The sequence below is a fragment of the Streptomyces sp. UW30 genome (genome assembly GCF_008042075.1).
Taxonomy (GTDB): domain Bacteria; phylum Actinomycetota; class Actinomycetes; order Streptomycetales; family Streptomycetaceae; genus Streptomyces.
In genome coordinates, this window is sequence record NZ_RDBN01000053.1 from 1,686,820 (window position 1) to 1,711,711 (window position 24,892).

Below are 24,892 nucleotides of genomic sequence, written 5' to 3' on the forward strand. Positions count from 1 at the left end.
GCAGCTCCCTCGGCCTAGTACGAGAAGGCCATCGGCTTGTCGGCGTCACGGGAGTCGCCGCCGATCTTCGTGGGCGGGTTGAGGTCGGCCTCGGTGAGCTCGGGCGGGCCGGCCTTGACGTACTTCACCAGCAGCTTGACCTCGACCACGGCGAGGATGGCGTACAGCGCCGTGAAGACGATCATCGAGGTGAGGACCTCGCCCTGGGAGACGCCGGGGGAGACCGCGTCGCGGGTCTGCAGGACGCCGTAGACGACCCAGGGCTGACGGCCCATCTCGGTGAAGATCCAGCCCCAGGAGTTGGCGATCAGCGGGAAGGCCAGGGTCCAGATCGCGATGCGCCAGTACCACTTGGTCAGCTTCGGGCCGAGGGCCTTCTTCGGGAGCAGCACCAGATGCGGTACCTCGTCGTCACCGACCCTCAGGTGCTGCGGCAGCATGAACTTCTTGCGGGTCAGCCAGAGTCCGACCAGGCCGACGGCGAACGACGTCATGCCGAAGCCGATCATCCAGCGGAAGCCCCAGTAGGCGACGGGGATGTTGGGCCGGTAGTCGCCGGGGCCGTACTTCTCCTGCTCGGCCTTGTTGACGTCGTTGATGCCGGGGACGTACGAGGTGAAGTCGTCCTTGGCCAGGAAGGACAGCAGGCCGGGGATCTCTATGGCGACCTTGTTGTGGCCCTTGTCGACGTCACCGACGGCGAAGACCGAGAAGGGCGCCGGCTCCTCGCCGTCCCACAGGGCCTCGGCGGCGGCCATCTTCATCGGCTGCTGCTCGTACATGATCTTGCCGAGCGTGTCCCCGCTGAGTGCGGTGAGCAGGCCGCCGATGGCGACGGTGACCAGGCCGAGCCTGAGCGAGGTCTTCATATCGCGGATGTGCTTCTTGCGCAGCAGATGGAAGGCGGAGATGCCGACCATGAACGCGCCACCGGTGAGGAAGGCCGCGGACAGGGTGTGGAACGCCTGCGCGAGGGCGGTGTTCTGGGTCAGCACCAACCAGAAGTCGGTGAGCTCGGCCCGCCCCTTCGCCTCGTTGATCCGGTAGCCGACGGGGTGCTGCATCCAGGAGTTGGCCGCCAGGATGAAGTACGCCGACAGGATCGTGCCGATGGAGACCATCCACATGCAGGCCAGGTGGATCTTCTTCGGCAGCTTGTCCCAGCCGAAGATCCACAGTCCGATGAAGGTGGACTCGAAGAAGAAGGCGATCAGCGCCTCGAAGGCGAGTGGAGCACCGAAGACGTCACCGACGAAGCGGGAGTAGTCGGACCAGTTCATGCCGAACTGGAACTCCTGCACGATGCCGGTGACGACCCCCATCGCGATGTTGATCAGGAAGAGCTTGCCCCAGAACTTCGTCGCCCTGAGGTACTTCTCCTTCTCCGTGCGTACCCAGGCGGTCTGCAACCCGGCCGTGAGAGCGGCCAGCGAGATCGTCAGGGGGACGAACAGGAAGTGGTAGACGGTGGTGATGCCGAACTGCCATCGCGCCAAGGTCTCCGGCGCCAAAGCCAGGTCCACGTCGCCGCTCCTTACATACGCTTGTGAAAGCGTTCACATTCACAAGCAATTATGCAGCACGGTCACTATGACCCCCCACAGGGGGGTCCCTCGTTACGACGCACCCCTTGGCGGAAACTTCAACATATTGTTGAATCGCCAGCATGCAGACACAGACACCGCGTCAGATACGGATCTCCTGGCCCGCGGGACACCTCACCGCGACCCTCGACGACACTCCGACCGCACAAGCCCTCAGCAAGGCCCTGCCGCTCAGCTCGACCGCCCACACTTGGGGCGAGGAGGTGTACTTCGACACAGGAGTGTCCGTTTCACGTGAAACGGACGCCCAGCAGGTGGTCGAGCCGGGCACGGTCGCCTTCTGGACCGACGGCGACGCGCTCGCCCTCCCCTACGGACCCACACCGATCTCGCGAGGCGACGAGTGCCGCCTCGCGAGCCCGTGCAACATCCTGGGCCGCCTCGACAGCGACCCCCGCCTGCTGGCGACGGTCCGCGACGGCGACCCCGTACGCGTGGAACTCGTGGACGCCTGACCGTGCCCGCGGAGCCCTAGAGCTCCTTGCGGAACCCTTCCGCCACCTTCAGGAAGATGTCGTTCGCCTCGGCCTCCCCGACCGTCACCCGCACACCCTCGCCCGGGAACGGCCGGATCACCACGCCCGCCTGCTCACACGCCTGAGCGAAGGCGGCCGTGCGCTCCCCCAGCCGCAGCCACACGAAGTTGGCCTGGGTCTCGGGCATCGTCCAGCCCTGGGCACGCAGCCCCTCGCCCACGCGGTTGCGCTCACACACCAGCGACCCGACCCTGCCGAGCAGTTCGTCCTCGGCGCGCAGCGAGGCGACGGCCGCGTCCTGCGCGAGCTGGCTCACCCCGAAGGGCACGGCCGTCTTGCGCAGGGCCGCCGCGACCGGTTCCTGGGCGATCGCGAAGCCGACGCGCAGGCCGGCGAGACCGTATGCCTTGGAGAAGGTCCGCAGGACACAGACGTTCGGCCGCTCGCGGTAGATCTCCACGCCGTCCGGCACCTCGGGGTCGCGGATGAACTCGCGGTACGCCTCATCCAGCACCACCAGGACATCGCTCGGCACCCGGTCGAGGAATCGCTCCAGCTCGGCCCGCTTCACGACCGTGCCGGTCGGGTTGTTGGGGTTGCAGACGAAGATCAGCCTGGTGCGGTCGGTGATGGCGGCGGCCATCGCGTCCAGGTCGTGCACCTCACCCGAGGTCAGGGGCACCTTGACGGAGGTGGCACCGCTGATCTGCACGATGATCGGGTACGCCTCGAAGGACCGCCAGGCGTAGATGACCTCGTCGCCGGGCCCCGCGGTGGCCTGGATCAGCTGCTGGGCCACACCGACCGAGCCGGTGCCCGTGGCCAGATGGGTGACCGGAACGCCAAAGCGCTCGGACAGCTCGTTCATCAGCCCCGTGCACATCATGTCCGGGTAACGGTTGAACGAAGAAACCGCCGCCGTCACCGTCTCCATCACGCCCGGCAGCGGCGGATAGGGGTTCTCGTTGGAGGACAGCTTGTAGGCCACCGGGCCACCGGCCGCCGCGGGCTTGCCCGGCTTGTAGGTGGGGATACCCTCCAGCTCGGCGCGCAGCTTGGGGCTCGTCTCGCTCACCGCAGTCCTCCTCGCGACCACCGGCGGCCCATCACCACCGCCGGCTCCAATACTTCTCACCTTATGAGGATTCCGCGCCGATGCGTACAGGTGAGGAGGAGCCGATGCCCACCGACGGTGCAGACCCGTCCGTTGATCACACCTGTCACACCAGCATCAGGGGCATCGTCATACGAAGGCGTACGAATTGGGGGGCGCGTCACACATATATCTACGCGCCGGTGGCTCGCGCCCTGGCGCGCATCACCCGTGAAGGTGAGTTGAGACCTCTTCGAAACATCGGACACTTGGCAGGCCCATGCGCGCCGACAAGTCACGTCTTGCCATTGGATCGTTCAACTCCCTTGCTTTCAAAGGAATTTGACGGTCTATGACCTTGCAGAAACGTGCCTGTCAACGATTGCATATGCGTCCGCACTACCCCACCGCATGAGCCCTACTATCGGCTCGCCATGACAGCAGCAGGGAAGCACCAGGTGAGCCGCGCGGAAACCTCACGTCGAGGAAGCCGGCCCGGCCGGGCGGGCATCAGAGACGTGGCGGCCGCCGCCGGGGTCTCCATCACGACCGTCTCCGATGCCCTCAACGGCAAGGGCCGGCTCCCCGACGCCACCCGACGCCATGTCCGCGAAGTCGCCGACCGACTGGGCTACCGCCCCTCGGCCGCGGCCCGAACACTACGCACCGGCAAGTCAGGACTCATCGGCCTGACCGTGACGACATACGGGGATGAACCTTTCACCTTCACCGAGTTCGCGTACTTCGCCGAGATGGCCCGTGCGGCCACCTCGGCCGCGCTCGCCCGCGGCTACGCCCTCGTGATCCTCCCCGCGACCTCGCGCCACGACGTGTGGTCGAACGTCGCCCTCGACGGCACGGTCGTCATCGACCCGTCCGACCAGGACCCGGTCGTCAGCGAACTGGTCAGACAAGGCCTCCCGGTCGTCTCCGACGGGCGGCCCGCCGGTTCACTCCCGGTCACGGCCTGGGTCGACAACGATCACGAGGCCGCCGTAATGGGCATCCTCGACCACCTGGCCGACGCCGGCGCCCGCCGGATCGGTCTGCTGACCGGAACCACGACGGACACGTACACCCATCTGTCGACCACCGCGTACCTGCGCTGGTGCGAACGTGTCGGCCAGGACCCGGTGTACGAGGCGTACCCGGCGCACGACCCGTGCGCGGGCGCCGTCGCCGCCGACCGGCTGCTCGCCCGACCCGACCGCCCCGACGCGGTCTACGGCCTGTTCGACCCGAACGGCACCGACCTGCTCGCCGCCGCCCGCCGCTACGGCATGCGGGTACCGGACGACCTGCTTCTGGTGTGTTGCAGCGAGTCCACGGTGTACGCCAACACCGAGCCGCCCGTCACCACGCTCTCTCTCAAGCCGCGCCGCATCGGCACGGCGGTGGTCCAGCTCCTCATCGATGCCATCGAGGGGGTCGACTCGGACCAGCCGGTCGAGCAGGTGATACCGACGGAGCTGATCGTGCGTACCTCGTCCCAGCGACGCCCGCCGCGCACGACGGTCAGCCCGCCCCGGTCGCCCGAGGATCGGTAAACGCCCTCCGAAACACGGTACGGGCAGGTCGGGGGGCCGGGCCGAGCCTGGTCGTCGAGTGGTCGAAGACCTGCCCAATCGGGGCGAAAGCCGCGGTGAACAGGAGTCCTGCTCCGATTCACCACCCCTGGGTCATCACATGGCGCGATCGGCATTCCTATGATGGGCCCACGACACCCGCGGGCCGCTGCGACCAGGCAGTCCGATGCGGTGCAGATGCGGCGCGATGGTGGAGGGGTCTGATGACTCAGGGGGCCGGTCAGGGACCCGAGGTGGAGCGGACGGCGACGTTGCGCGACTTCCGGGTGCCCGCTTATGTCCACGAGACCGGTCCGTACGGCCAGAGCACACACCCGGGCGAGGTCGCCCCGCCCGCCGACGAGGCCTATCCCGAGGGGTACACGCCGACGCAGCGGGACCTGCCGGTGATCAACCGCGGCGACACTGTTCAGGTGCACGTCGACCCCGCCTCCCTGCCGGTGCAGCAGTCGACGAGCGGCCCCGGCCCGCTCTTCGTCGTCGGCGACGTGCACGGCTATCTCGACGAGCTGGTGGCCGCCCTCCAGGAGAAGGGCCTGATCGACTCGGCGGGGAACTGGTGCGCGGGCACCGCACGGCTGTGGTTCCTCGGCGACTTCACCGACCGCGGCCCGGACGGCATCGGCGTCGTCGACCTCGTGATGAGGCTGTCCGCCGAGTCCGCGGCGGCCGGCGGCTACTGCAAGGCCCTCATGGGCAACCACGAGCTGCTGCTGATCGGCGCCAAACGCTTCGGCGACACCCCGGTCAACTCCGGCGCGGGCACCGCCACCTTCCAGGCGGCCTGGCTGCTCAACGGCGGCCAGAAGACCGACATGGACCGCCTCCAGGACCACCATCTGCAGTGGATGTCCCGGCTGGACGCCATGGAAGAGGTCGACGGGCATCTGCTCGTGCACTCGGACACCACCGCCTATCTCGACTACGGCGATTCGATCGAAGCGGTCAACGACACCGTCCGCGAAACGCTCACGCGCAATGACGCCGACGAGGTCTGGGACCTCTTCCGCAAGTTCACCAAGCGGTTCTCCTTCCGCGACGAGGGCGGCCCGGACCACGTGCGCTCCCTGCTCGATACGTACGGCGGCACCCGCATCGTTCACGGCCACAGCCCCATTCCGTATCTGCTGGGCGACGTCGGCTCCGAGGACGGCGAGGACAGCACCGGGCCCCTGGTGGAGGGACCGCACGTCTACGCCGAAGGGCTCGCCATCGCGATGGACGGCGGCGTGACCATGGCCGGAAAGCTGCTGGTCCAGCAACTTCCCCTGGATATCTGAACGTTCACCGGGCAGACGTCCCCCCATCACGCAGGGATGGAGGACGGCGCAGGCCAGGGCCCAATTTTGGCAAACCCCCTGTCACCGTGTGCCGTCACCGCTCTACCATCGGCTTATCCGTAGCAGGCTCCCCTCCGTTTCTGCCCGACGGCTCGTTGGCATGCGAGCCCCAAGCCCTACGGAGCATCGGGGGATGCACATGAACAGCGTTCCGCAGCACCTGCACAGCGAGGACCGCCAGGAGTACGAGCGGATCCTCGACGAGGCGCTGCGCTCCGCACCACACCGCCCGGAACTGGCCGCTGTGGGACAGCGGCTCAACCCCGAACAGCTGCGCACCATGGCGCTGAACGCCACCGCACTCATCACGGCGGCCGCGGCGACCGAGTACCAGCACTACGTGAAGGTCCGCGAGGAACTGCGCCAACCGGCGCCGTCCACCCCGTCGTCCGCCCGCCAGGCCGACTCCGCCGAGTCGGGCACAGGGGCAATGGGGCTCGCCACCACCATGGGCGAGGTCGCCGAGACGGCCGGCCCGGGCGTCGTCGCCGTGGTCGCCGTCCTGGCACCCGTCCTCGCCGGCACCGCCGCGGCGATCTTCCTGCTCGTCGGCTACATCCTGAAGATGTTCAACCCCGAGCCGGCGTTCGCCCAGACGATGCTGACCACCGGTTGGGTGTTCGGCGCCATCGCGGCGGCCGCGATCCTGGTCGCCGCCGTCGGACTCCTCCTCACCGCTCTGCGCAACCGTCCGGCCTTCGATTCCGGGCCGTACGGCGAACTGAGCGAAGAGGTGGCCCGGGCCAGGGAAGTCTGGCGCGAAGCCCTGCTGGAGCGCGGTGTCCTGCCTTTCCTACGGGAGGCACTCGCCGACCCCGGCACGGCGGCGGCCCTGCACCGCACGGCACCGACGACTCCGGCCGGCCGCATCCCGAACCTCGGCTACGACCGCCCGGGTTTCAGCAGCCCGGACGACGGCGCCTCCCGGGGCTCGCGGCCGAGCTTCAGCAGCCCGGACTACACGAGCCCGGACTTCGGAGGGCCGGAACACCAGCCGGAGTAGCCCCTCGGCTTGCGCCCCCGCCGTGAGAAGGCCCCCATCAGGGGACCCTCCTCCTCGACGGAACCCCGGGGATGTCTCCTCGGGGAGGCGCAAGCCGAACAGCGGGGCAGCACGCCCAACAGACGGGCAGCACTCCCAACAGCCGGGCCATAAGCCCGACCGCAGGGCAGCACTCCGGACACCGGGCATGGCGCGCCTTGCGTCAGGCCGCCGACGTCAGTCCGCGATCGGCAGGTACACCCGGTTACCCGCCGCGGCGAACTCCTGAGACTTCTGAGCCATTCCCTCCTCGATCTCCGCCCGGGATCCGCCATGGGTGCGGCGGATGTCCTGGGAGATCTTCATCGAGCAGAACTTCGGCCCGCACATGGAGCAGAAGTGGGCCGTCTTGGCCGGCTCGGCCGGAAGGGTCTCGTCGTGGAACTCCCGTGCCGTGTCCGGGTCCAGGGCGAGGTTGAACTGGTCCTCCCACCGGAACTCGAAGCGGGCGTCGGACAGTGCGTCGTCCCACTCCTGCGCACCGGGGTGTCCCTTGGCGAGATCGGCGGCGTGGGCGGCGATCTTGTAGGTGATGACGCCGGTCTTGACGTCGTCACGGTTGGGCAGGCCCAGGTGCTCCTTGGGCGTGACGTAGCAGAGCATGGCCGTGCCCCACCAGGCGATCATCGCGGCACCGATGCCGGAAGTGATGTGGTCGTACGCCGGCGCGACGTCCGTGGTCAGCGGGCCGAGCGTATAGAACGGAGCTTCATCGCAGATCTCCTGCTGAAGGTCGATGTTCTCCTTGATCTTGTGCATCGGGACGTGTCCCGGGCCCTCGATCATGGTCTGTACGTTGAAACGCTTCGCGATCCGGTTGAGTTCCCCGAGCGTCCTCAACTCCGCGAACTGCGCCTCGTCGTTGGCGTCCGCGATCGAGCCGGGCCTGAGGCCGTCCCCCAGCGAGTACGTGACGTCATACGCCGCGAGGATCTCGCAGAGCTCCTCGAAGTTCTCGTACAGGAAGCTCTCCTTGTGGTGCGCCAGGCACCACGCCGCCATGATCGAGCCGCCGCGCGAGACGATGCCGGTCTTGCGGTTGGCCGTCAGCGGTACGTACGGCAGGCGCACGCCCGCGTGGACGGTCATGTAGTCCACGCCCTGCTCGGCCTGCTCGATGACCGTGTCCTTGTAGATCTCCCAGGTCAGCTCCTCGGCGCGGCCATCGACCTTCTCCAGCGCCTGATAGAGCGGCACCGTGCCGATGGGCACGGGGGAGTTGCGCAGCACCCACTCGCGAGTGGTGTGGATGTTGCGGCCGGTCGACAGGTCCATGACCGTGTCGGCGCCCCAGCGGGTCGCCCAGGTCATCTTCTCGACTTCCTCCTCGATGGAGGAGGTGACCGCGGAGTTGCCGATGTTGGCGTTGACCTTCACCAGGAACCGCTTGCCGATGATCATCGGCTCGATCTCCGGGTGGTTGACATTGGCGGGCAGCACCGCCCGGCCCGCGGCGATCTCCTCGCGGACCACCTCGGGCGAGACGTTTTCCCGGATGGCCACGTACTCCATCTCGGGTGTGATCTCACCCCGGCGCGCGTAGGCGAGTTGCGTCACCGCCTGTCCGTCACGGCTGCGACGCGGCTGGCGCGGACGTCCGGGGAAGACCGCGTCGAGGTTGCGCAGGCCGCCGCGCGGAGAGGTGTGCTTGATCCCGTCGTCCTCGGGGCGGACGGGACGGCCCGCGTACTCCTCGGTGTCGCCGCGGGCGATGATCCAGTTCTCCCGCAGCGGGGCAAGCCCCCTGCGCACGTCGGTGTCGGCGAGCGGATCGGTGTACGGGCCTGAGGTGTCGTACAGCGTGACCGACTGCCCGTTGGTGAGGTGCACCTGGCGGACCGGCACCCGCAGATCGGGGCGTGAGCCCTCGACATACGCCTTGTGCCAGCCGATGGACTTCCCGGCCTCCGTGGGGTTTTCGCCCTGAATGGACTGTTCGTCCTGGCTGGAGGCAGGCGTGCGCGCGTCCTTGATGGTCATGAGACCTACTCCCTACGCCGGCATTACCCGGTAACAGGTTCGGCGGTCGACGCAGCGATATCCGTCCGCCGACGTTTCGTGTGAAACATCACTCGCGATGAGTGATGTTTCATGTGAAACATCGCTGGGACGGAGGTCAGCGCCCTCTCAGCCCGGTGCTCCGAGCTCCCGCGTGTACAAAGGTGTCTCCACGCTAGCGTCAATTCGGGCGCGCTGAACAGGGGGCCCCTGCCGTTCTTGCGATGATCGGTCGGTGACCTCGCCGCATGAGCCTCCGTACCCACCGCCCGAGCCGCCCCGCGGCTCGGGCTCCGGAAACGACCCCGCTAGGGGCAACGGCCGTACGGGCGGCCGGGGTCCAGGCGTCCCCGGAGGCAGATACGACGGTGGATACGGCCCTGGCTCCACGGGCGGCCACGACGGTCGCACGGCTGAAACCGGCGGGTGGCACGAGCACGGCACGCGCCCGGGTGGGATGCCGGAGCCCCGGGGCGGAGGCGGCGCATGGCATGAACCCGGCTCCCGGCCCGGCGGTATGCACGAGCACGGGGGCGAAGCCGGCGGCGGGCACGAGCGCGGACCTGACTTCGGTGGTCCGCACGAGCACGGGCCCGGTTCCGGCGGCCCGACCGGGCAGGGGCCCGGCCCGAGCGATCGGCCCGGTCCCGACGCCGGTGGCGGTCATGGTCACGGCCCCGGAGCCGGCGGCGGGCGGGGCGGTCGCGACGGTGACGGGCACGGACACGGACACGGGCATTCGCACAGTCACGCTCACGGTCCCGCGGCTCCCGTCTCCCAGCACCTGCGCAAGATCATCGCGGCGATTCTGATCCCGTTCGCCGCGGCTGTCGTGGTGGGGCTCGCGGTGCTGTGGCCGGGCGGTGCCCCGGGCCACGAGCGCACCGGTGTCGGCTTCGACCGGCAGACCCAGCAGGCCACGGTCACCAAGGTGGTCGAGCTGAGCTGCAAGGACGTCAACGCTTCGGGCGTTCCGCCGACCGGCGACACCTCCACCCCCGAGGGGTCCTCCGCAGCGCAACAGGAGAGCGGCACCTGCAAGAAAGCGACGATCCGCGTCGACACCGGCAAGGACAAGGGCCGTACGTTCACGGAGATCGTGCAGCCCGACCAGTCGCGGCAGTTGCACGAGGGCCAGGAAGTCGTGGTCGCCTACGAGCCCTCCGCCCCCAAGGACCTCCAGTACTCGGTCACCGATGTGAACCGGCGCGTGCCGTTGGCCGTGCTCGCCGGCATCTTCGCAGTCGCCGTCGTGGTCGTCGGGCGGATGCGGGGCGTCATGGCGCTGATCTCGCTGGCCATCAGCTTCATGGTGCTCAACTTCTTCATCCTGCCCGCGATCCTCCAGGGCTCGAACCCGCTGGTCGTGGCAGTGGTGGGGTCGAGCGCGATCATGCTGATCGCCCTCTATCTGTGCCACGGCCTCTCTGCCCGTACCTCGGTCGCGGTGCTCGGCACGCTGATCTCGCTGCTGCTGATCGGCATCCTCGGCTCGGTGTTCATCGACTGGGCCGTGCTCACCGGCAACACCGACGACAACACCGGCCTCATCCACGGGCTGTATCCGTCGATCGACATGAGCGGTCTGCTGCTGGCCGGCATCATCATCGGTTCGCTCGGTGTCCTCGACGACGTGACGGTCACCCAGACCTCCGCCGTCTGGGAGCTGCACGAGGCCAATCCCACGATGGGCTGGCGCGGGCTGTACCGGGCGGGCATCCGCATCGGGCGCGACCACATCGCCTCCGTCGTCAACACACTCGTCCTCGCCTACGCGGGTGCCGCATTGCCGCTGTTGCTGCTCTTCTCGATCGCGCAGAGCGGCGTCGGCACGGTCGCCAACAGCGAGCTGGTCGCGGAGGAGATCGTGCGCACGCTGGTGGGCTCCATCGGCCTCGTGGCGTCGGTACCGGTCACCACCGCCCTCGCGGCCCTGGTGGTCTCGGCGGACCGGTCGGCGGCGAGCTCGGTGCCGACCGGTGCCCAGCCGGTCCCGGCAGGCGCTCAGCCGGGTCCCACGGGCGCTCAACCGGGGCAGGGGCGCGGCGGGCGGGGACGACGTCGGAAGCGGTGACGTAGGGGCGACCGCGCAAGCGGTGACGCGTGGACGGCGGCGGAAACGCTGACGCGGGGCGACTCGGAAGCCCGGGCCGGCGACTACAGCACGGTGGCCACGGCGGCGGCCAGCCGACCGATGTCGGCGGCGTGCCGGCCGACTGGGCAAGCCTTGTCGGCGGCGGAGCCATGACGCCATGGCAACAGCGGGTGACTCTGGCGACAGCGGCGTAGACGCCGTGGCAGCCGCGCCGACAGAGACGTGAAAGCCGCGCCAACGGAGAGGCAGAAGCCCCGCCGACGATCGCCGTACAGCCGCCCCGCCGACGGCTGAAGGGCGCCGAGCCGACGCGGCCGACTTCGCCCATCCGGCGGAGCGCAAAGTACACCCGGCGGCAAGGAAGCGCTCCCACGCGCCCCTTGTGCGCCGCTGAAGCGTTACGCCACCCCCACCCATGCCCGGCGTAACGCTTCAGCCGGCGCTCTGCTCTTCCGCGAGGATGCGGTCCAGGGCCTCGTCGAGATGGGCGTCGAAGTCGGCGAGCGCGCCCTCCTGGCCGAGCGGCACCAGCTTGTCGGTGCGGTCGAGGAAGGCCACGAGCGGCGCCACCGAGGACCGGAACAGCGCTTGGTCCGCACCGACCTGAAGCCGGATCAGAACGTCGCCCAGCGTCTCGGAACCGGCAGGTGAGACGCGTACATCACCCTCACCGCACGGCCTGCCCACCCCGTCCACCAGCAGCTCCCGGCCGAAGGCCCAGGTCACCGGTGCATCACCGGGGAGGTGGAAGGTCAGCCGCACCGCGTAGGGATCACAGGTCTCGTAGCGCAGCTCCACCGGGATGCGGAAGGAGAGCTCCTCGGACACGAGAAAGCTCATCATGACCTCTGCCTGTACGGACTCTCGCATCGCCTACCCCGTCGGTTGCCTTCGACTGGCCGGGACCGGACCCCAGGCCTGGTGGAATCTTGCTGAACGTACACGAGAGATCACAAGGAGTGAGTTTTCAGATACTGATAGAGATCGCCAGTGACCCCAGGAGCCGCCCGACCTCCTCCTGGAGCTGCCGCGCCGCGGACAGCAGTCGGTCGTCCTGCTGGACGGGCAGCGAGATGGCCATCGTCGCGGCTGTGGTGCCCAGCGTGATCGGGATCGCCGCGCATACCGTGCCCAGCGCGTACTCCTGGCGCTCGGTCACCGGCTCCATCCGACGGATCCGTTCGAGACGCCGGAGCAGGGTGCGGCTGTCGCGGACCGTGTACGGGGTGATGGACTGCACGGGGTGGCGCTCGAGGTGGTCGCGCCGGGCGTCCTCGTCCAGCTGGGACAGCAGGCACTGGCCGATGGCGTGGGCGTGCCCGGTCTCACGGAAGTCGGCCCATTCCTCGACCGCCGGATTGCCCGGGGTGTCGGAGACGCACACGACCTCGATCTCGCCGTCGCGGTACTGGGCGTAGTACACGGGGACACCGATGGCGTCACGGCATTGGGCGAGCGTGTCGGCGACCGTGCTGCGACGTTTCTGCTCGGCTCCGCTGCTGCTCAGCCGCACGGCTGCCTCACCGAGGAAGAACAGCCCTTTGTCGCGACGCAGATAGCCCTCGTGCACCAGGGTGCGCAGGAGGTGGTACGCCGTGGGCAGTGCCAGACCCGTCTCGCGGGCGAGTTGCTTGGCGGGGGCGCCGTACGCGTGCTCGGCGACGCATTCCAGCAGGCGCATCGCGCGCTGGACGGATCCGATCAGCGTCGCGGAGTTCGGCTGCTCCGCGGGTTCCGCAGAGGCCTGCCGCGGCACCTGGGGTACGGAGGAGCGCGGTCGGGCCAGGGGGGCGTGGGGTTGTGAGGTTGCGGTGTCTACCGTGGCCAAGGGTCACTCCCGAAGCGCGAGGGGGGCCGCCCGTGCTGGGAAACACGGGTGGGGGTGTACGCCGCTCGCGGGGGGTCGTCCCCGCGTCGATTTTCCGGACTCTATTGGTCAGCCACTGCCTGCCGACGCTCTGTCCGGGAAACTTCCCTCGCCCGAGGGAACCGGTGATTCCTGTTACCGCCCACCGGTCCCCACGGCCCTCACCAGTCGCTGCGCGACGAAGAGCTCGACATGAACTTCCGCACGACGTAAACCAGTCCACCGACCAGCGCCACGAAGACCAGCACCTTGAAGAGCAGTCCGATCACGAATCCGACGACGCTGGCTATCAGCCCGCCGAATACGACCAAGGCGATGACCGGCACCGCGATCCACTTCACCCACCACGGCAGTCCCGCGAAGATCTCACGCATCGCCCTCGTCCTTACCTCTCTGCCCGTCCTGTGCCGGGTCCCGATTGCTCGAATCTGCTGATGAATCTTCTGATTCCCTGCACTCGATGCTAGGACCGACAGGTGCCCGGCGGGGGCCTCGCAGCCCTTGTCCTCCCCTGATCGATCCCCTAGGGAACCCTGAGGCCAAAGGTCAGCTCTCGGGCGGAGAGAACATCACGAGCACCCGCAGGTCCTCGCTGATGTGGTGGAACTTGTGGGCGACGCCGGCCGGCACGTACACCACGCTGCCGCGCGCCACGTGTGTGGTCTCCATGCCGACGGTGATCTGGGCGCGGCCGCTCACAACGAAGTAGACCTCGTCCTGGTTGTGCGGCTTCTGTGGATCGTGCTCGCCCGCGTTGAGCGCGTACAGCCCGACCGACATGTTCCGCTCCCGCAGAAACTGCAGGTAGGCGCCCTCGTTGGCGGCGCGCTCCGCCTCCAGTTCGTCCAGCCGGAATGCCTTCATCGCCGTCGTTCGCCCTCATCCCAGTGCTCATGGTCGATCCCGTCTGCCACGATCAGACACATGAAGAATTTCGTAGTCAAGACGATCGCCAACGCGGGCGCCCTGGCGGTCGCCGTCTGGCTGCTCGACAAGATCACCCTCACCGGTGACAGCACGGGCAAGAAGATCGGCACCCTGCTCATAGTCGCGCTGATCTTCGGCTTGGTGAACTTCCTGGTCAAGCCGATAGTCAAGCTCTTCAGCCTGCCTCTGCTCATCCTGACGCTCGGCCTGTTCACGCTGATCGTCAACGCGCTGATGCTGCTGCTGACCTCGTGGCTCGCCGACAAGTTCGATCTGAGCTTCCATGTCGACGGCTTCTGGACAGCCGTACTCGGCGGCCTGATCATCTCCATCGTCTCCTGGGCGCTCAACCTCGCCCTGCCCGACGGGGACTGAGCATCCGATGACCTACCGCGTCTGCTTCGTCTGCACCGGCAACATCTGCCGCTCGCCGATGGCCGAGTCCGTCTTCCGCGCCCGCGTGGAGGATGCCGGCCTCGGCGGCCTGGTCGAGGTCGACAGTGCCGGCACCGGAGGCTGGCACGAGGGCGACCCGGCCGACCCGCGCACCGTCTCCGTCCTCGAGGAGCACGGGTACGACAGCGCCCACGCGGCTCGGCAGTTCCAGTCGTCCTGGTTCGCCCGCCTCGATCTCGTCATCGCCCTCGACTCCGGCCATCTCAAGGCCCTGCGCCGCCTCGCTCCCACGCCGGAGGACGCGGCGAAGGTGCGGCTGCTGCGCTCGTACGCCCGTCCGTCGCCCGACCACGACCCCTCAACGAGTGCTTCACACACCTCATCTGAAGGCGCAGGCGACGACCTCGACGTGCCGGACCCGTACTACGGCGGCAGGGACGGGTTCGAGGAGTGCCTCGACATGGTGGAGGCGGCGAGCAAGGGGCTGCTCGCCGCGGTCCGTGCACAAGTGGAGGGACAGCCGGCATGAGCGATCCGGACCCCCAGGGGCGGCATTCCGGCGACGGTGACGGCACGCGCGCGGTGCGGGCCGGACTGCCCGAGCCGGTCAAGTACGAGCCGACCCTGCCGGGTCCGGTGTTCGCCGCCCATTACCACCTGCCGGGCGAGCCCACGGGTCCGTACACCTACGGCCGTGACGAGAACCCCACCTGGACCCGTCTGGAGCGTGCCATCGGTGAGCTGGAGGCGCCGGGGGAGGACGGCGTGGAGACGCTTGTCTTCGCCTCGGGCATGGCCGCCATCTCGTCGGTGCTCTTCTCCCAACTGCGGGCCGGCGACGCGGTCGTCCTGCCCGACGACGGCTATCAAGCCCTGCCCCTGGTGCGCGCGCAGCTGGAGGCGTACGGCATCGAAGTGCGCACGGCGCCGACCGGCGGGGACGCCCAGCTCGGCGTCCTGGACGGCGCGAAGCTGCTGTGGATCGAAACTCCGTCGAACCCGGGCCTCGACGTGTGCGACATCCGCCGGCTCGTCTCGGCGGCACACGCGCGTGGCGCTCTCGTCGCCGTCGACAACACGCTCGCGACACCGCTCGGGCAGCGCCCGCTCGAACTCGGCGCCGACTTCTCGGTGGCCAGCGGCACCAAGCAGCTGACGGGGCATGGCGACCTGTTGCTGGGATACGTCACGGGCAGCGACGCCGAGGCCATGTCCGCGGTGCGCCGCTGGCGCAAGATCGTCGGGGCGATTCCGGGGCCCATGGAGGCCTGGCTCGCGCATCGTTCCCTCGCCACGCTCCAGTTGCGTGTGGAGCGGCAGAACGCCACTGCCCTGGCGGTTGCCGAGGCGCTGCAGGACTGGCCGGAGGAGCTCGGGGTGCGCTACCCGGGACTGCCCCGCGACCCCTCGTACAAGATCGCCTCGCAGCAGATGCGGCGCTATGGGTGCGTCGTGTCCTTCACGCTGCCCACGCGCGCGCGTGCCGAGCGTTTCCTGGGCGCCCTGCGGCTCGTCGACGACGCGACCAGCTTCGGCGGGGTGCGCTCCACGGCCGAGCGGCGCGGGCGCTGGGGCGGTGACGCCGTACCGGAGGGCTTCATTCGCATGTCGGTCGGTGCCGAGGATCCTGAGGACCTGGTGGCCGATGTGCTGGGCGCGCTGGACGAATCGGCTCGGTGACGGCTCCGGCCCTGCATCCGTCGGTGTCCTGATACGTAGGTCGGGCGGTCCGAGCCTCCCCCCTCGTGGCTCGGACCGCCCTCGGTTCCGCGCGCGAAGAACCGCGCGACCAAGGCTAGTTGACTCTCTGTCAGTGTCCAATCACAGTAGCGACAGCGACCTATCGACTTATTTATAGTTAGGCCCTGCCCTGGGGTTGGGGAGAAGGGCGGGGAAGGGGAGGGTGTGGCATGGATCTGGCCTTGTTGCGCACTTTTGTGACCGTGCACCGGGCCGGCTCCTTCACCCGCGCCGCCGCGCTGCTCGGACTGTCGCAGCCGGCCGTGACCTCGCAGATCCGCACCCTGGAACGGCAGTTGGGCCGCCCCCTGTTTCTGCGGCAGGCCCGCGGAGTGACCCCGACGACCATCGGCGACGAACTCGCCCACAAGGCCGCGCCGCATCTCGACGCCCTGGTGGAGATCGCCGAGACGGGTCTCGACGACGAGTCCTCCCTACGGACCCTGCACCTGGCCGGCCCTCCTGAGTTCATCGCCGAGCGGGCGTTGCCCGCGCTCACCGAACTGACCGGCGAGGACGGCCTGGGCTTCGCACTGCGTGCGTCCTTCGGCAACGCCGAGGAAAGCCTGGAAGGGCTGTCCGCCGGGCATCACGATCTGGCCATCTGTACGGCCCGTCCGCGCGGCGCTCTGCTCACGGCGACTCCGCTCTGCGACGAGGAGCACGTCCTCGTCGCCGCCCCCCACTGGGTCGACCGGATCGGCGCGGGGCAGCTGCATCACAAGGGAGCGCACGCTCTGGAGGACGTCCCGGTGGTGGAGGTGCACGAGTCCCTCCCGTTCGTCTCCCGCTACTGGGCCTCGGTCTACGACTCCCGTCCTGCTGCCCCGGGCATGGTGATCGTCCCTGACCTGCGCGCGGTCCTCGCCTGTGCGGTCGCGGGAGCGGGGTTGGCGGTGCTGCCCCGCTATCTGTGCGCGGCCGCCCTGGAGTGCGGCGAGGTCGTCGCCCTGCACGATCCGCCGGTGCCGCCGCTGCGGACGTATTTCCTGGTGGTCCGGACCGGCACGCTGGCGATGCCGCATATAGCGCGGGCCCACGAGTGGCTGCTGCGGGCGGCTTCGAACTGGGCCTGACCAGCGGCTTCCGGCAGACCTGAGCAGCGACTCCCCACCGAGCTGAGCAGGGCTTTCCGGGACATCACGCGGTGAGCTCAACCGGTGACGTTTCGCGATGTTTCACGTGGAACCAGCCGGGCCACATTTCTCCCATGACCGTCCGACCCGTGGTCAAGCGCACCGCACGTGCCGTTCTGCTGGACGGCGACGATCTGATCCTGATCAAGCGCACGAAGCCCGGCATGGATCCGTACTGGCTCACGCCCGGTGGCGGCGTCGAGCCGACGGACTCGACCGTCGTCGACGCCCTGCACCGCGAGGTCTACGAGGAGCTCGGCGCCAAGATCACCGATGTGGTGCCTTGTTTCGTCGACACCGTGGAGCACATCGGCGAGGACGGCGGAGCGACCGGTGTGAAGGTGCAGCACTTCTTCGTCTGCCGCCTGGGGTCCATGGACACGTCCTTGCGGCATGGCCCCGAGGTGGACGAGCCCATTGGCGAGTACGAGATCGTGCGGGTGCCGTTCACGCGGGTCGGGATCGCGTCCGTCCATCTCGTGCCGCTGTCGCTGCGGCACTATCTCGACGGCAACATCGAGGGCGTGCGGGCGATGCACGCGCCCGACCTGGGCTGACAGTCGACGGTGGGTCAGTTCGCGGCGACGAGCTCCTCCACCGAGTCATGGCGTATGCGCTCGACGGGGATGCCGATGTCCCTCAGTACGTCCACACCGCTGCGGATCATGCCGGGCGGTCCGGAGACGAAGGCGTCGTACTCGGTCCAGGGCCCGTACTGGCGTATGGCGTCGGGCAGCTGGAGCAGTCCCTGCCGGTCCACGACCGGGCGGACCTCCAGCCAGGGGTGGGACTGCTTGAGCCGCAGCATCGTGTCGATGTCGTACAGGTCCTGGTCGGTGCGGGCCCCGTAGAAGACCTCGACCGGTCGCCGCTCGCCGTGCTCGGCGACATCCTCGACCAACGCCTTGATGGGCGCTATGCCGGTGCCTCCGCCCAGGCAGAGCAGCCCGCTGTCGGTCGTGTGGTCGACGGTCATCGAGCCGCCCGGCGGACCGAGCCGGATGATGTCGCCCGGGCGGGCGCGGTGCACCAGCGCGTTGGAGACCCAGCCCGCGGGCACGGCCTTCACATGGAACGACAGCAGGCCGTCGGAGCGGGGCGCGGAGGCGAAGGAGTAGTGCCGCCAGATCCTGGGCCACCAGGGCGTCTCCACGCTCGTGTACTGCCCGGCCAGGAAGGGGTAGGGCTGGTCGGGGCGGACGGTGAGGACCGCGACGTCCGACGTCCTGGGTTCGTGCGACACGACTTCCGCGTACCACCAGGCGGGGGCGCGCAGTTCGTCGGCCGCGGCGGCGTCGATCATGACCTGCGAGATCGTCGTGTACGCCCGGATCCAGGCGGCCTCCATCTCCGGGTGCCAGATGCCGGCCGCGTACTTGCTGAGCGAGCCGATGAGGCACTCGCCGACGGCAGGGTAGTGCTCGGGCCGGGTGCCGTACTTGCGGTGACCACGGCCCAGGTTCTGCAGGTAGTCCACGAGCACGGGCTTGTTGTCGATGTGCTCGGCCGCGGTGAGCAGGGCCTTGAGCAGCCGGTCGCGCTGGGTGTCCATCGCGGCCGGGAACAGGGAGCGCAGGTCGGGGTGGCGCACGAAGAGGAGCGCGTAGAAATACGAGGTGACCTTGTCGGCCACGGGGCCGACCTCGGCCATCGTCCGGCGGATCGTCGAGCGGGCCGAGGGCAATGCCTTCTACGCCGAGGAACTCGTCGCGGCCACGGACACGGAGGCCGGCGGGGTGCCCAGCGGGCTGGCCGACGTCCTCCTGATCCGGTTCGAGCAGCTCTCCGACACCGCCCCGGCATCTCGGAACTGCCCGGCGACTGGACCCGGCGCTTCGCTCCGCTGACCGTGGCGGCGGGCTGAGGACTCGACCGCCAGCTGCGGTGCCCATGGGAAACGCCGGCCCCCATCGGGGACCGGCGTTCTTCGTCCGTGGCGTGCAGCCGTCAGGCGAGCGCCTCGATCGCGGCCGTCGCGAACCCGTGGTCCTGCTCGGGCGCACCGCCACCGACACCGATCGCGCCGATCAACCGACCGTCCCGGTGGACCGGGACACCGCCTGCGATGAACAGCAGCGGACGATCGAGCGCCGTGGGCAGGGTGTGGAAGAGCCCTCCGGGCTGCACGGCGTCCACGAGGTCGGCGGTGGGGGCGTTGAGCTGGAGTGCCGTGTAGGCCTTGCGGGTGCTGGTCTCCCCGGAGATCAGCACGGCTCGGTCGTCACGCCGGAAGGCGAGCAGATGGCCTCCGGCGTCCAGGACCGTGACGCTGACGGTCACCCCGGCCTCCTCGGCCGCACGGTGTGCGGCGGCGACGAGGAGGTCGGCGTCCTGAGTGGTCAGAGGGGCGACTGCGGTGACGGTGCTCATGGGGGGTTCTCCTTGCGGTGTGTGCTGAGGTGAAGCGGTGTAGTGCTGTTCCGGTCGGTCGCTGAGCCGACTGCGCGAGAGCGGCCCTGACCCCGCACAGGGGACGACTCAGTGGTGTACGGCGGCTCGCTGCTCGGCGGGCACGCTGCTCGCGACAACGCCGCTGGAGGCGGCTCCGTCGCGGCGCTCCAGTGCGGCCGAGAGGAACGCGAGCAGCAGCGCGGACGCGGCGAGTGCGGCGCCGACCCAGTTGGGGGACGTGTAGCCGTAGTCGGCCGCGATGACGATGCCGCCGAGCCAGGCGGAGAGGGCGTTGCCGAGGTTGAAGGCGCCGATGTTCACGGCCGAGGCCAGCGTCGGGGCGCCGTGCGCCTGGTCGAGGACGCGCTTTTGCAACGGGGGAACGGTGGCGAAGCCCAGGGCGCCGATCAACGCGATGGTGACGGCCGCGAGGACCTTGTTGTGCGCCGTGAACGTGAAGAGCGCGAGTACGACGGCGAGGGCGCCCAGGGACACGTACAGCATGGGCATCAGCGCGCGGTCGGCGTACTTGCCGCCGATCAGGTTGCCGCCGACCATGCCGAGCCCGAACAGGACCAGCAGCCAGGTGACGGAGCCGTCGGCGAAGCCTGCGACGTTGGTCATCATCGGCGCGATGTAGGTGATGGCTGCGAAGACGCCGCCGAAGCCGAGGACCGTCATCGCCATGGCGAGCAGGACCTGGGCGTTCTTGAACGCGGCCAGCTCGTGGCGCAGATGTACGCCCTGGGCCTTGGGCATGTCGGGGACGAGCTTGGCGACGCCTATCAGACCGACGACGCCGAGGGCGGCGACGATGCCAAAGGTGACGCGCCAGCCGGCGGACTGTCCGACGAATGTGCCCAGCGGGACGCCGACCACGTTGGCGACGGTCAGACCGGTGAACATCATCGCGATGGCTCCGGCCTTCTTGTCCGGGGCGACCAGGTCGGCCGCGACGACCGAGCCGATGCCGAAGAAGGCACCGTGGGCGAGCGAGGCGATCACACGGCCGATCAGCATGATGGCGAAGGCGGGCGCGACGGCGGACAGCAGGTTGCCGACGATGAACAGTCCCATCAGCACCATCAGCATCCGCTTGCGGGAGACCTTGGTGCCGAGCACGGTCATCAGCGGAGCGCCGAGGACCACGCCGAGCGCGTAACCGGTCACCAGCAGCCCGGCGGTGGGGATGGAGACGCCGAAGTCGCCCGCGACCTCGGGCAGCAAGCCCATGATCACGAACTCGGTCGTTCCGATTCCGAAGGCCCCGATCGCGAGGGCCAGAAGCGCGAGAGGCATGGAGGAGTAGCACCTTCCGGAAGATTGCAGGAGCGCTTTACGTTCGAAGACAATACTTGCAGACGCGGCATACTTGCAAGCGCAGGCTATTGCGACCCTGCTCTACCCTGACTTCAGCCGCTCCGGGACGGAGAAACGCCATGACAGCGACGGACCCCGCGCTCACCGCCCTCGCCCAGGGCTGGTGCGCCCTCTCCCTGCTCCACGGCAGGATCGAGACGCACATCGAGCGCGCCCTGCAGACCAAGCACGACCTCAGCGTGCGCGAGTACTCCCTGCTCGACGTGCTCAGCCACCAGCACAACGGCGAAGGCGGCCACCTCCAGATGAAGCAGGTCGCCGACGCCGTCGTCCTCAGCCAGAGCGCCACCACCCGCCTCGTGACGCGACTGGAGGACCGCGGCCTGCTCTCCCGCTACCTCTGCCCCACCGACCGCCGCGGCATCTACACCGACGTCACCGAACCCGGCCTCAAACTCCTCACCGAAGCCCGCCCCACCAACGACAAGGCGCTGCGCGAAGCCCTGGACGAGGCCGCGCAGAACCCCGATCTCGTTCCGCTGGTCCGGGTCGTGGAGTCGCTCCCGGCGCCCGCATAGGGTGCGGCCATGGGAGATCTTGAGATACGCCCCGCCGTCGCCGACGACATCCCCGCGATCGTCGGCATGCTCGCGGACGATCCGCTCGGCGCCCGGCGCGAGTCGCTCGACGACCTGACGCCTTATCTGCCCGCCTTCGAGCGGCTCAGCAGTGACCCGAACCAACACCTCGTCGTCGCCGTCCGCGAGGGCCGGGTCATCGGCACACTCCAGCTCTCCGTCATTCCCGGACTGTCCCGGCGCGGCGCGACCAGGTCGATCATCGAAGCCGTGCGCATCCACTCCGACGAMCGCGGCAGCGGCCTGGGTACGCAGCTCATCGAGTGGGCGATCGACGAATCCCGGCGCCAGAACTGCCAGTTGGTGCAGCTGACCTCCGACAAGAGCCGTACGGACGCCCACCGCTTCTATGAGCGGCTCGGCTTCACGACCTCGCATGTGGGTTTCAAGCTCGAGCTGTGAAACGGCGAGGAGCCTGTTTCACGTGAAACAGGCTCCTCGCCAGTCCTGGGGCGGTCAGAGCCGGCCGATCCCCCGCCACCCCTCGGGATCCACTCCACCCGGCACAGCGGCCCCCTCCTCGTACGGCTGACGCGTGAACACGAACGATCCGAGGTCCAGGTGGTCCACGGCCCCGTCAGGGCGTCGTACGGCCTCCAGGAGCTCGCCGGCGTAATAGCCCTCCAGTCCCGTCCATGTGCCGTCACCGTTGGCTCGGAATCGCGAGCGGCGGCCCTTGCCGGACAGCGGCTCCAAGGAGGCCAGTCCGTCGGCCGTGAACCGCAGCGCGAAGGCATGCGTGCCCCAGTACCACTGCCCGGCCAGCTCCAGGACCGCTGGATCGACGTCCTGCATCGGCCGCCACGGCGCGGGAATCCGTGGCTCTGCCTCTGCGACGATCCGGACAAGGTCGGCGGCGACCGTGAACAGCATCGGTCCTGAGGTGCAGTTGGCCAGGACGACTGCGGCGAGATCGTCCTCCACGCTCGCGCTGAGGCACGCGAGGAAGCCCGGCAAGGAACCCGTGTGTCCGAGCAGGGCCCTGCCGTCCTGATGCCGGAGCTCCAGACCCAGGCAGTAGGCATAGCCGCCCGCCACGTCCGCGGCCTCCTGCGGAGCCGTCGGCGTCCTCATCTCCCGCAGCGACTCGGCACTGAGCACACGGTCGTCCCCCTTGATCAGGAAGGCCGCGAAGCGGGCCAAGTCACCGGTGGTCGACCAGAGTTGACCGGCCGGGGCCATACGGCCGAGGTCCTCGACCGGCTCGGGAAGCATCGCGTCGGCCCAGGGATGCACCGCCCAGCCTCCGGCATGCGGTGCCTGCGGTCGCGTGCTCGTGCGGTTCAGCTCCAGGGGTTCGAGCACTTCACGCCGGAGTACGTCCTCCCACGAAGCCCCGCGAAGCTTCTCGACCAGCGCGCCCAGCAAGGTGTAGCCGGGGTTCGAGTAGTGGAACCGGCGGCCCGACGGATGGATGAAGGGCTGTTCACCCAGGACGTCGGACAGCTCGGGCCGCAGGGATCCAGAGGTCCGCTCCCACCACGGCCCAGGCGACTCGGCGGCCAGCCCACTGGTGTGCGCGAGCAGCTCGGCGATGGTGGCCTCCCCCGCTCCGGTGCCAGGAAGGTGCTTCTCCAGCGGGTCACCGAGGTCAAGCAGTCCCTCGTCGCGCAGTCGCAGGACAAGAACGGCGGTGAAGGTCTTGGTGATCGAGCCGATGCGGTACTGCACATGCTCGTCCGGCCCGTGCCCGTCCACCGAGGTGCGCGAACCGTGCCACACCGTCTGTCCGTCCCGCACTACCGCGGCCACCATTGAGGGCGCACGTCCCTCGGCCTGGGCCACGGCGATGCGGTGCAGCAGCGCGCGGCGCGTGGCGGGAAGCAGCTCGTCCTGAGATGTCGTCATGCCCACAGTCCACCCCGACGGTCGCTCGGGAGTCGAGCGCATAATCGCCGGGCGGCGGATCAGGTCCGTGCATGGGTGGATCAGGTCTGGGCCATGTCCACGAATCGTGAGTAGTGGCCCTGGAAAGCGACCGTGATCGTGGCCGTCGGACCATTACGGTGCTTGCCCACGATGATGTCCGCCTCGCCCGCGCGGGGTGACTCCTTCTCGTAGGCGTCCTCACGGTGCAGCAGGATCACCATGTCGGCGTCCTGCTCGATGGATCCGGACTCACGCAGGTCGGACACCATCGGCTTCTTGTCCGTGCGCTGCTCGGGGCCACGGTTGAGCTGCGACAGCGCGATCACCGGGACCTCCAGCTCCTTCGCCAGGAGCTTGAGGTTACGGGACATGTCCGACACTTCCTGCTGACGGCTCTCGGAACGCTTCGAACCACCGGACTGCATCAGCTGCAGATAGTCGATGATCACGAGCTTGATGTCATTGCGCTGCTTCAGCCGCCGGCACTTCGCGCGGATCTCCATCATCGACAGGTTCGGGGAGTCGTCGATGTAGAGCGGCGCCGCCGAGACCTCGGGCATCCTCCGGGCCAGCCGGGTCCAGTCCTCGTCCGTCATGGTTCCGGAGCGCATGTGATGCAGGGCCACGCGCGCCTCGGCCGACAGCAGACGCATCGCGATCTCGTTGCGCCCCATTTCGAGGGAGAAGATGACACTGGCCAGGTTGTGCTTGATCGACGCTGCCCGCGCGAAGTCCAGTGCGAGCGTGGACTTACCCATCGCGGGACGGGCCGCGATGACGATCATCTGGCCCGGGTGCAGACCGTTGGTGAGCGAGTCGAGGTCCGTGAACCCGGTCGGCACACCGGTCATCTCGCCGGTGCGGGATCCGATCGCCTCGATCTCGTCGAGCGCACCCTCCATGATGTCGCCGAGCGGAAGGTAGTCCTCGCTGGTGCGCTGCTCGGGGCCACGGTTGAGCTGCGACAGCGCGATCACCGGGACCTCCAGCTCCTTCGCCAGGAGCTTGAGGTTACGGGACATGTCCGACACTTCCTGCTGACGGCTCTCGGAACGCTTCGAACCACCGGACTGCATCAGCTGCAGATAGTCGATGATCACGAGCTTGATGTCATTGCGCTGCTTCAGCCGCCGGCACTTCGCGCGGGCAGCGTCGATCAAGCACAACCTGGCCAGTGTCATCTTCTCCCTCGAAATGGGGCGCAACGAGATCGCGATGCGTCTGCTGTCGGCCGAGGCGCGCGTGGCCCTGCATCACATGCGCTCCGGAACCATGACGGACGAGGACTGGACCCGGCTGGCCCGGAGGATGCCCGAGGTCTCGGCGGCGCCGCTCTACATCGACGACTCCCCGAACCTGTCGATGATGGAGATC

At 68.6% G+C, this 24,892-nt stretch carries 24 protein-coding genes, 3 pseudogenes and 1 riboswitch; of the genes and pseudogenes, 14 read left to right on the forward strand and 13 right to left on the reverse strand.

What is annotated here, in order from left to right; genetic code table 11:
* Positions 1-14: 14 nt before the first annotated feature.
* Positions 15-1,523, reverse strand: coding sequence for a cytochrome ubiquinol oxidase subunit I (locus tag EAO75_RS42180; protein WP_148000287.1), 1,509 nt, complete (start codon positions 1,521-1,523; stop codon positions 15-17).
* Positions 1,524-1,666: 143 nt separating this feature from the next.
* Between EAO75_RS42180 and EAO75_RS42185 the strand changes: the two genes are divergently transcribed.
* Positions 1,667-2,059, forward strand: coding sequence for a cyclophilin-like fold protein (locus EAO75_RS42185; protein ID WP_148000288.1), 393 nt, complete (start codon positions 1,667-1,669; stop codon positions 2,057-2,059).
* A gap of 16 nt (positions 2,060-2,075) precedes the next feature.
* Here EAO75_RS42185 and hisC read toward each other — a convergent pair whose 3' ends face one another.
* A complete protein-coding gene (hisC, locus tag EAO75_RS42190; protein WP_148000289.1) occupies positions 2,076-3,155 on the reverse strand; it encodes a histidinol-phosphate transaminase in 1,080 nt (359 codons plus the stop codon).
* A gap of 452 nt (positions 3,156-3,607) precedes the next feature.
* Between hisC and EAO75_RS42195 the strand changes: the two genes are divergently transcribed.
* The 3 genes from EAO75_RS42195 to EAO75_RS42205 all read left to right on the forward strand — a co-directional run bounded on the left by EAO75_RS42195 (position 3,608) and on the right by EAO75_RS42205 (position 7,102).
* Entirely contained in the window at positions 3,608-4,720 is a 1,113-nt protein-coding gene (locus EAO75_RS42195) for a LacI family DNA-binding transcriptional regulator (protein ID WP_148000290.1), read from the forward strand.
* Positions 4,721-4,962: 242 nt separating this feature from the next.
* Positions 4,963-6,039: a metallophosphoesterase gene (locus EAO75_RS42200; RefSeq protein ID WP_148000291.1), complete on the forward strand. Its 1,077-nt coding sequence runs from the start codon at positions 4,963-4,965 to the stop codon at positions 6,037-6,039.
* Positions 6,040-6,232: 193 nt separating this feature from the next.
* Entirely contained in the window at positions 6,233-7,102 is an 870-nt protein-coding gene (locus EAO75_RS42205; RefSeq protein ID WP_148000292.1) for a hypothetical protein, read from the forward strand.
* A gap of 216 nt (positions 7,103-7,318) precedes the next feature.
* Here EAO75_RS42205 and thiC read toward each other — a convergent pair whose 3' ends face one another.
* Positions 7,319-9,121, reverse strand: a complete 1,803-nt coding sequence (gene thiC, locus EAO75_RS42210; RefSeq protein WP_148000293.1) for a phosphomethylpyrimidine synthase ThiC — start codon at positions 9,119-9,121, stop codon at positions 7,319-7,321.
* Positions 9,114-9,303, reverse strand: a riboswitch (TPP riboswitch). It overlaps the preceding gene by 8 nt.
* A gap of 353 nt (positions 9,304-9,656) precedes the next feature.
* On the opposite strand from thiC, the gene EAO75_RS42215 reads away from it, so the two are divergent.
* Positions 9,657-11,213 carry a YibE/F family protein gene (locus tag EAO75_RS42215; RefSeq protein ID WP_261989637.1) on the forward strand — a complete coding sequence of 519 codons (1,557 nt, stop codon included), beginning with the start codon at positions 9,657-9,659 and terminating at the stop codon, positions 11,211-11,213.
* Between the two features lie 453 nt (positions 11,214-11,666).
* Here EAO75_RS42215 and EAO75_RS42220 read toward each other — a convergent pair whose 3' ends face one another.
* From EAO75_RS42220 to EAO75_RS42235, 4 genes are all read right to left on the reverse strand, one after another.
* Complete coding sequence (locus EAO75_RS42220; RefSeq protein ID WP_062707976.1) at positions 11,667-12,104, reverse strand: SsgA family sporulation/cell division regulator; 438 nt, start codon at positions 12,102-12,104, stop codon at positions 11,667-11,669.
* A gap of 97 nt (positions 12,105-12,201) precedes the next feature.
* Positions 12,202-13,062 carry an IclR family transcriptional regulator gene (locus tag EAO75_RS42225; protein WP_410092791.1) on the reverse strand — a complete coding sequence of 287 codons (861 nt, stop codon included), beginning with the start codon at positions 13,060-13,062 and terminating at the stop codon, positions 12,202-12,204.
* A 200-nt stretch (positions 13,063-13,262) separates the two neighbouring features.
* Positions 13,263-13,475, reverse strand: a complete 213-nt coding sequence (locus tag EAO75_RS42230; RefSeq protein ID WP_148000295.1) for a DUF5326 family protein — start codon at positions 13,473-13,475, stop codon at positions 13,263-13,265.
* Between the two features lie 172 nt (positions 13,476-13,647).
* Entirely contained in the window at positions 13,648-13,965 is a 318-nt protein-coding gene (locus tag EAO75_RS42235; RefSeq protein WP_148000296.1) for a cupin domain-containing protein, read from the reverse strand.
* A 60-nt stretch (positions 13,966-14,025) separates the two neighbouring features.
* Between EAO75_RS42235 and EAO75_RS42240 the strand changes: the two genes are divergently transcribed.
* From EAO75_RS42240 to EAO75_RS42260, 5 genes are all read left to right on the forward strand, one after another.
* Positions 14,026-14,403, forward strand: coding sequence for a phage holin family protein (locus tag EAO75_RS42240; RefSeq protein WP_148000297.1), 378 nt, complete (start codon positions 14,026-14,028; stop codon positions 14,401-14,403).
* A 7-nt stretch (positions 14,404-14,410) separates the two neighbouring features.
* A complete protein-coding gene (locus EAO75_RS42245) occupies positions 14,411-14,953 on the forward strand; it encodes a low molecular weight protein-tyrosine-phosphatase (RefSeq protein WP_148000298.1) in 543 nt (180 codons plus the stop codon).
* Positions 14,950-16,104 (forward strand): cystathionine gamma-lyase, encoded by a 1,155-nt coding sequence (locus EAO75_RS42250; RefSeq protein ID WP_148000299.1) that lies wholly within the window; start codon positions 14,950-14,952, stop codon positions 16,102-16,104. Before EAO75_RS42245 ends, EAO75_RS42250 begins: the two co-directional genes overlap by 4 nt.
* Positions 16,105-16,334: 230 nt before the next feature.
* Entirely contained in the window at positions 16,335-17,240 is a 906-nt protein-coding gene (locus tag EAO75_RS42255; RefSeq protein ID WP_148000300.1) for a LysR family transcriptional regulator, read from the forward strand.
* Positions 17,241-17,374: 134 nt separating this feature from the next.
* A complete protein-coding gene (locus tag EAO75_RS42260) occupies positions 17,375-17,857 on the forward strand; it encodes an NUDIX domain-containing protein (protein ID WP_148000301.1) in 483 nt (160 codons plus the stop codon).
* A gap of 14 nt (positions 17,858-17,871) precedes the next feature.
* Here EAO75_RS42260 and EAO75_RS42265 read toward each other — a convergent pair whose 3' ends face one another.
* Positions 17,872-18,933 (reverse strand): globin domain-containing protein, encoded by a 1,062-nt coding sequence (locus tag EAO75_RS42265; protein ID WP_261989639.1) that lies wholly within the window; start codon positions 18,931-18,933, stop codon positions 17,872-17,874.
* On the opposite strand from EAO75_RS42265, the gene EAO75_RS42270 reads away from it, so the two are divergent.
* Complete coding sequence (locus EAO75_RS42270) at positions 18,917-19,147, forward strand: hypothetical protein (protein ID WP_148000303.1); 231 nt, start codon at positions 18,917-18,919, stop codon at positions 19,145-19,147. The genes EAO75_RS42265 and EAO75_RS42270 overlap by 17 nt on opposite strands.
* Positions 19,148-19,247: 100 nt before the next feature.
* On the opposite strand, the gene EAO75_RS42275 is transcribed toward EAO75_RS42270, so the two are convergent.
* Entirely contained in the window at positions 19,248-19,670 is a 423-nt protein-coding gene (locus EAO75_RS42275) for a GlcG/HbpS family heme-binding protein (protein ID WP_148000304.1), read from the reverse strand.
* A 108-nt stretch (positions 19,671-19,778) separates the two neighbouring features.
* The gene (locus tag EAO75_RS42280) at positions 19,779-20,990 is read right to left on the reverse strand and encodes an MFS transporter (protein ID WP_148000305.1); all 1,212 of its coding nucleotides are present in this window, start codon (positions 20,988-20,990) and stop codon (positions 19,779-19,781) included.
* Between the two features lie 140 nt (positions 20,991-21,130).
* Here EAO75_RS42280 and EAO75_RS42285 point away from each other — a divergent pair, with 140 nt between their 5' ends.
* The gene (locus tag EAO75_RS42285; protein WP_148000306.1) at positions 21,131-21,589 is read left to right on the forward strand and encodes a MarR family winged helix-turn-helix transcriptional regulator; all 459 of its coding nucleotides are present in this window, start codon (positions 21,131-21,133) and stop codon (positions 21,587-21,589) included.
* Positions 21,590-21,598: 9 nt separating this feature from the next.
* Complete coding sequence (locus tag EAO75_RS42290) at positions 21,599-22,051, forward strand: GNAT family N-acetyltransferase (RefSeq protein ID WP_148000307.1); 453 nt, start codon at positions 21,599-21,601, stop codon at positions 22,049-22,051.
* A 54-nt stretch (positions 22,052-22,105) separates the two neighbouring features.
* On the opposite strand, the gene EAO75_RS42295 is transcribed toward EAO75_RS42290, so the two are convergent.
* The 3 genes and pseudogenes from EAO75_RS42295 to EAO75_RS46300 form a co-directional block, all read right to left on the reverse strand.
* Positions 22,106-23,497 (reverse strand): serine hydrolase domain-containing protein, encoded by a 1,392-nt coding sequence (locus EAO75_RS42295; RefSeq protein WP_148000308.1) that lies wholly within the window; start codon positions 23,495-23,497, stop codon positions 22,106-22,108.
* A gap of 80 nt (positions 23,498-23,577) precedes the next feature.
* Positions 23,578-24,462 (reverse strand): annotated as a pseudogene (gene dnaB / locus EAO75_RS42300) (replicative DNA helicase); the annotation flags it as partial.
* 42 nt (positions 24,463-24,504) lie between these two features.
* Positions 24,505-24,699, reverse strand: a pseudogene (locus EAO75_RS46300) (DnaB-like helicase C-terminal domain-containing protein); the annotation flags it as partial.
* Between EAO75_RS46300 and EAO75_RS42305 the strand changes: the two are divergent.
* Positions 24,656-24,892 (forward strand): annotated as a pseudogene (locus tag EAO75_RS42305) (DnaB-like helicase C-terminal domain-containing protein); the annotation flags it as partial. The pseudogenes EAO75_RS46300 and EAO75_RS42305 sit on opposite strands and share 44 nt — an antisense overlap.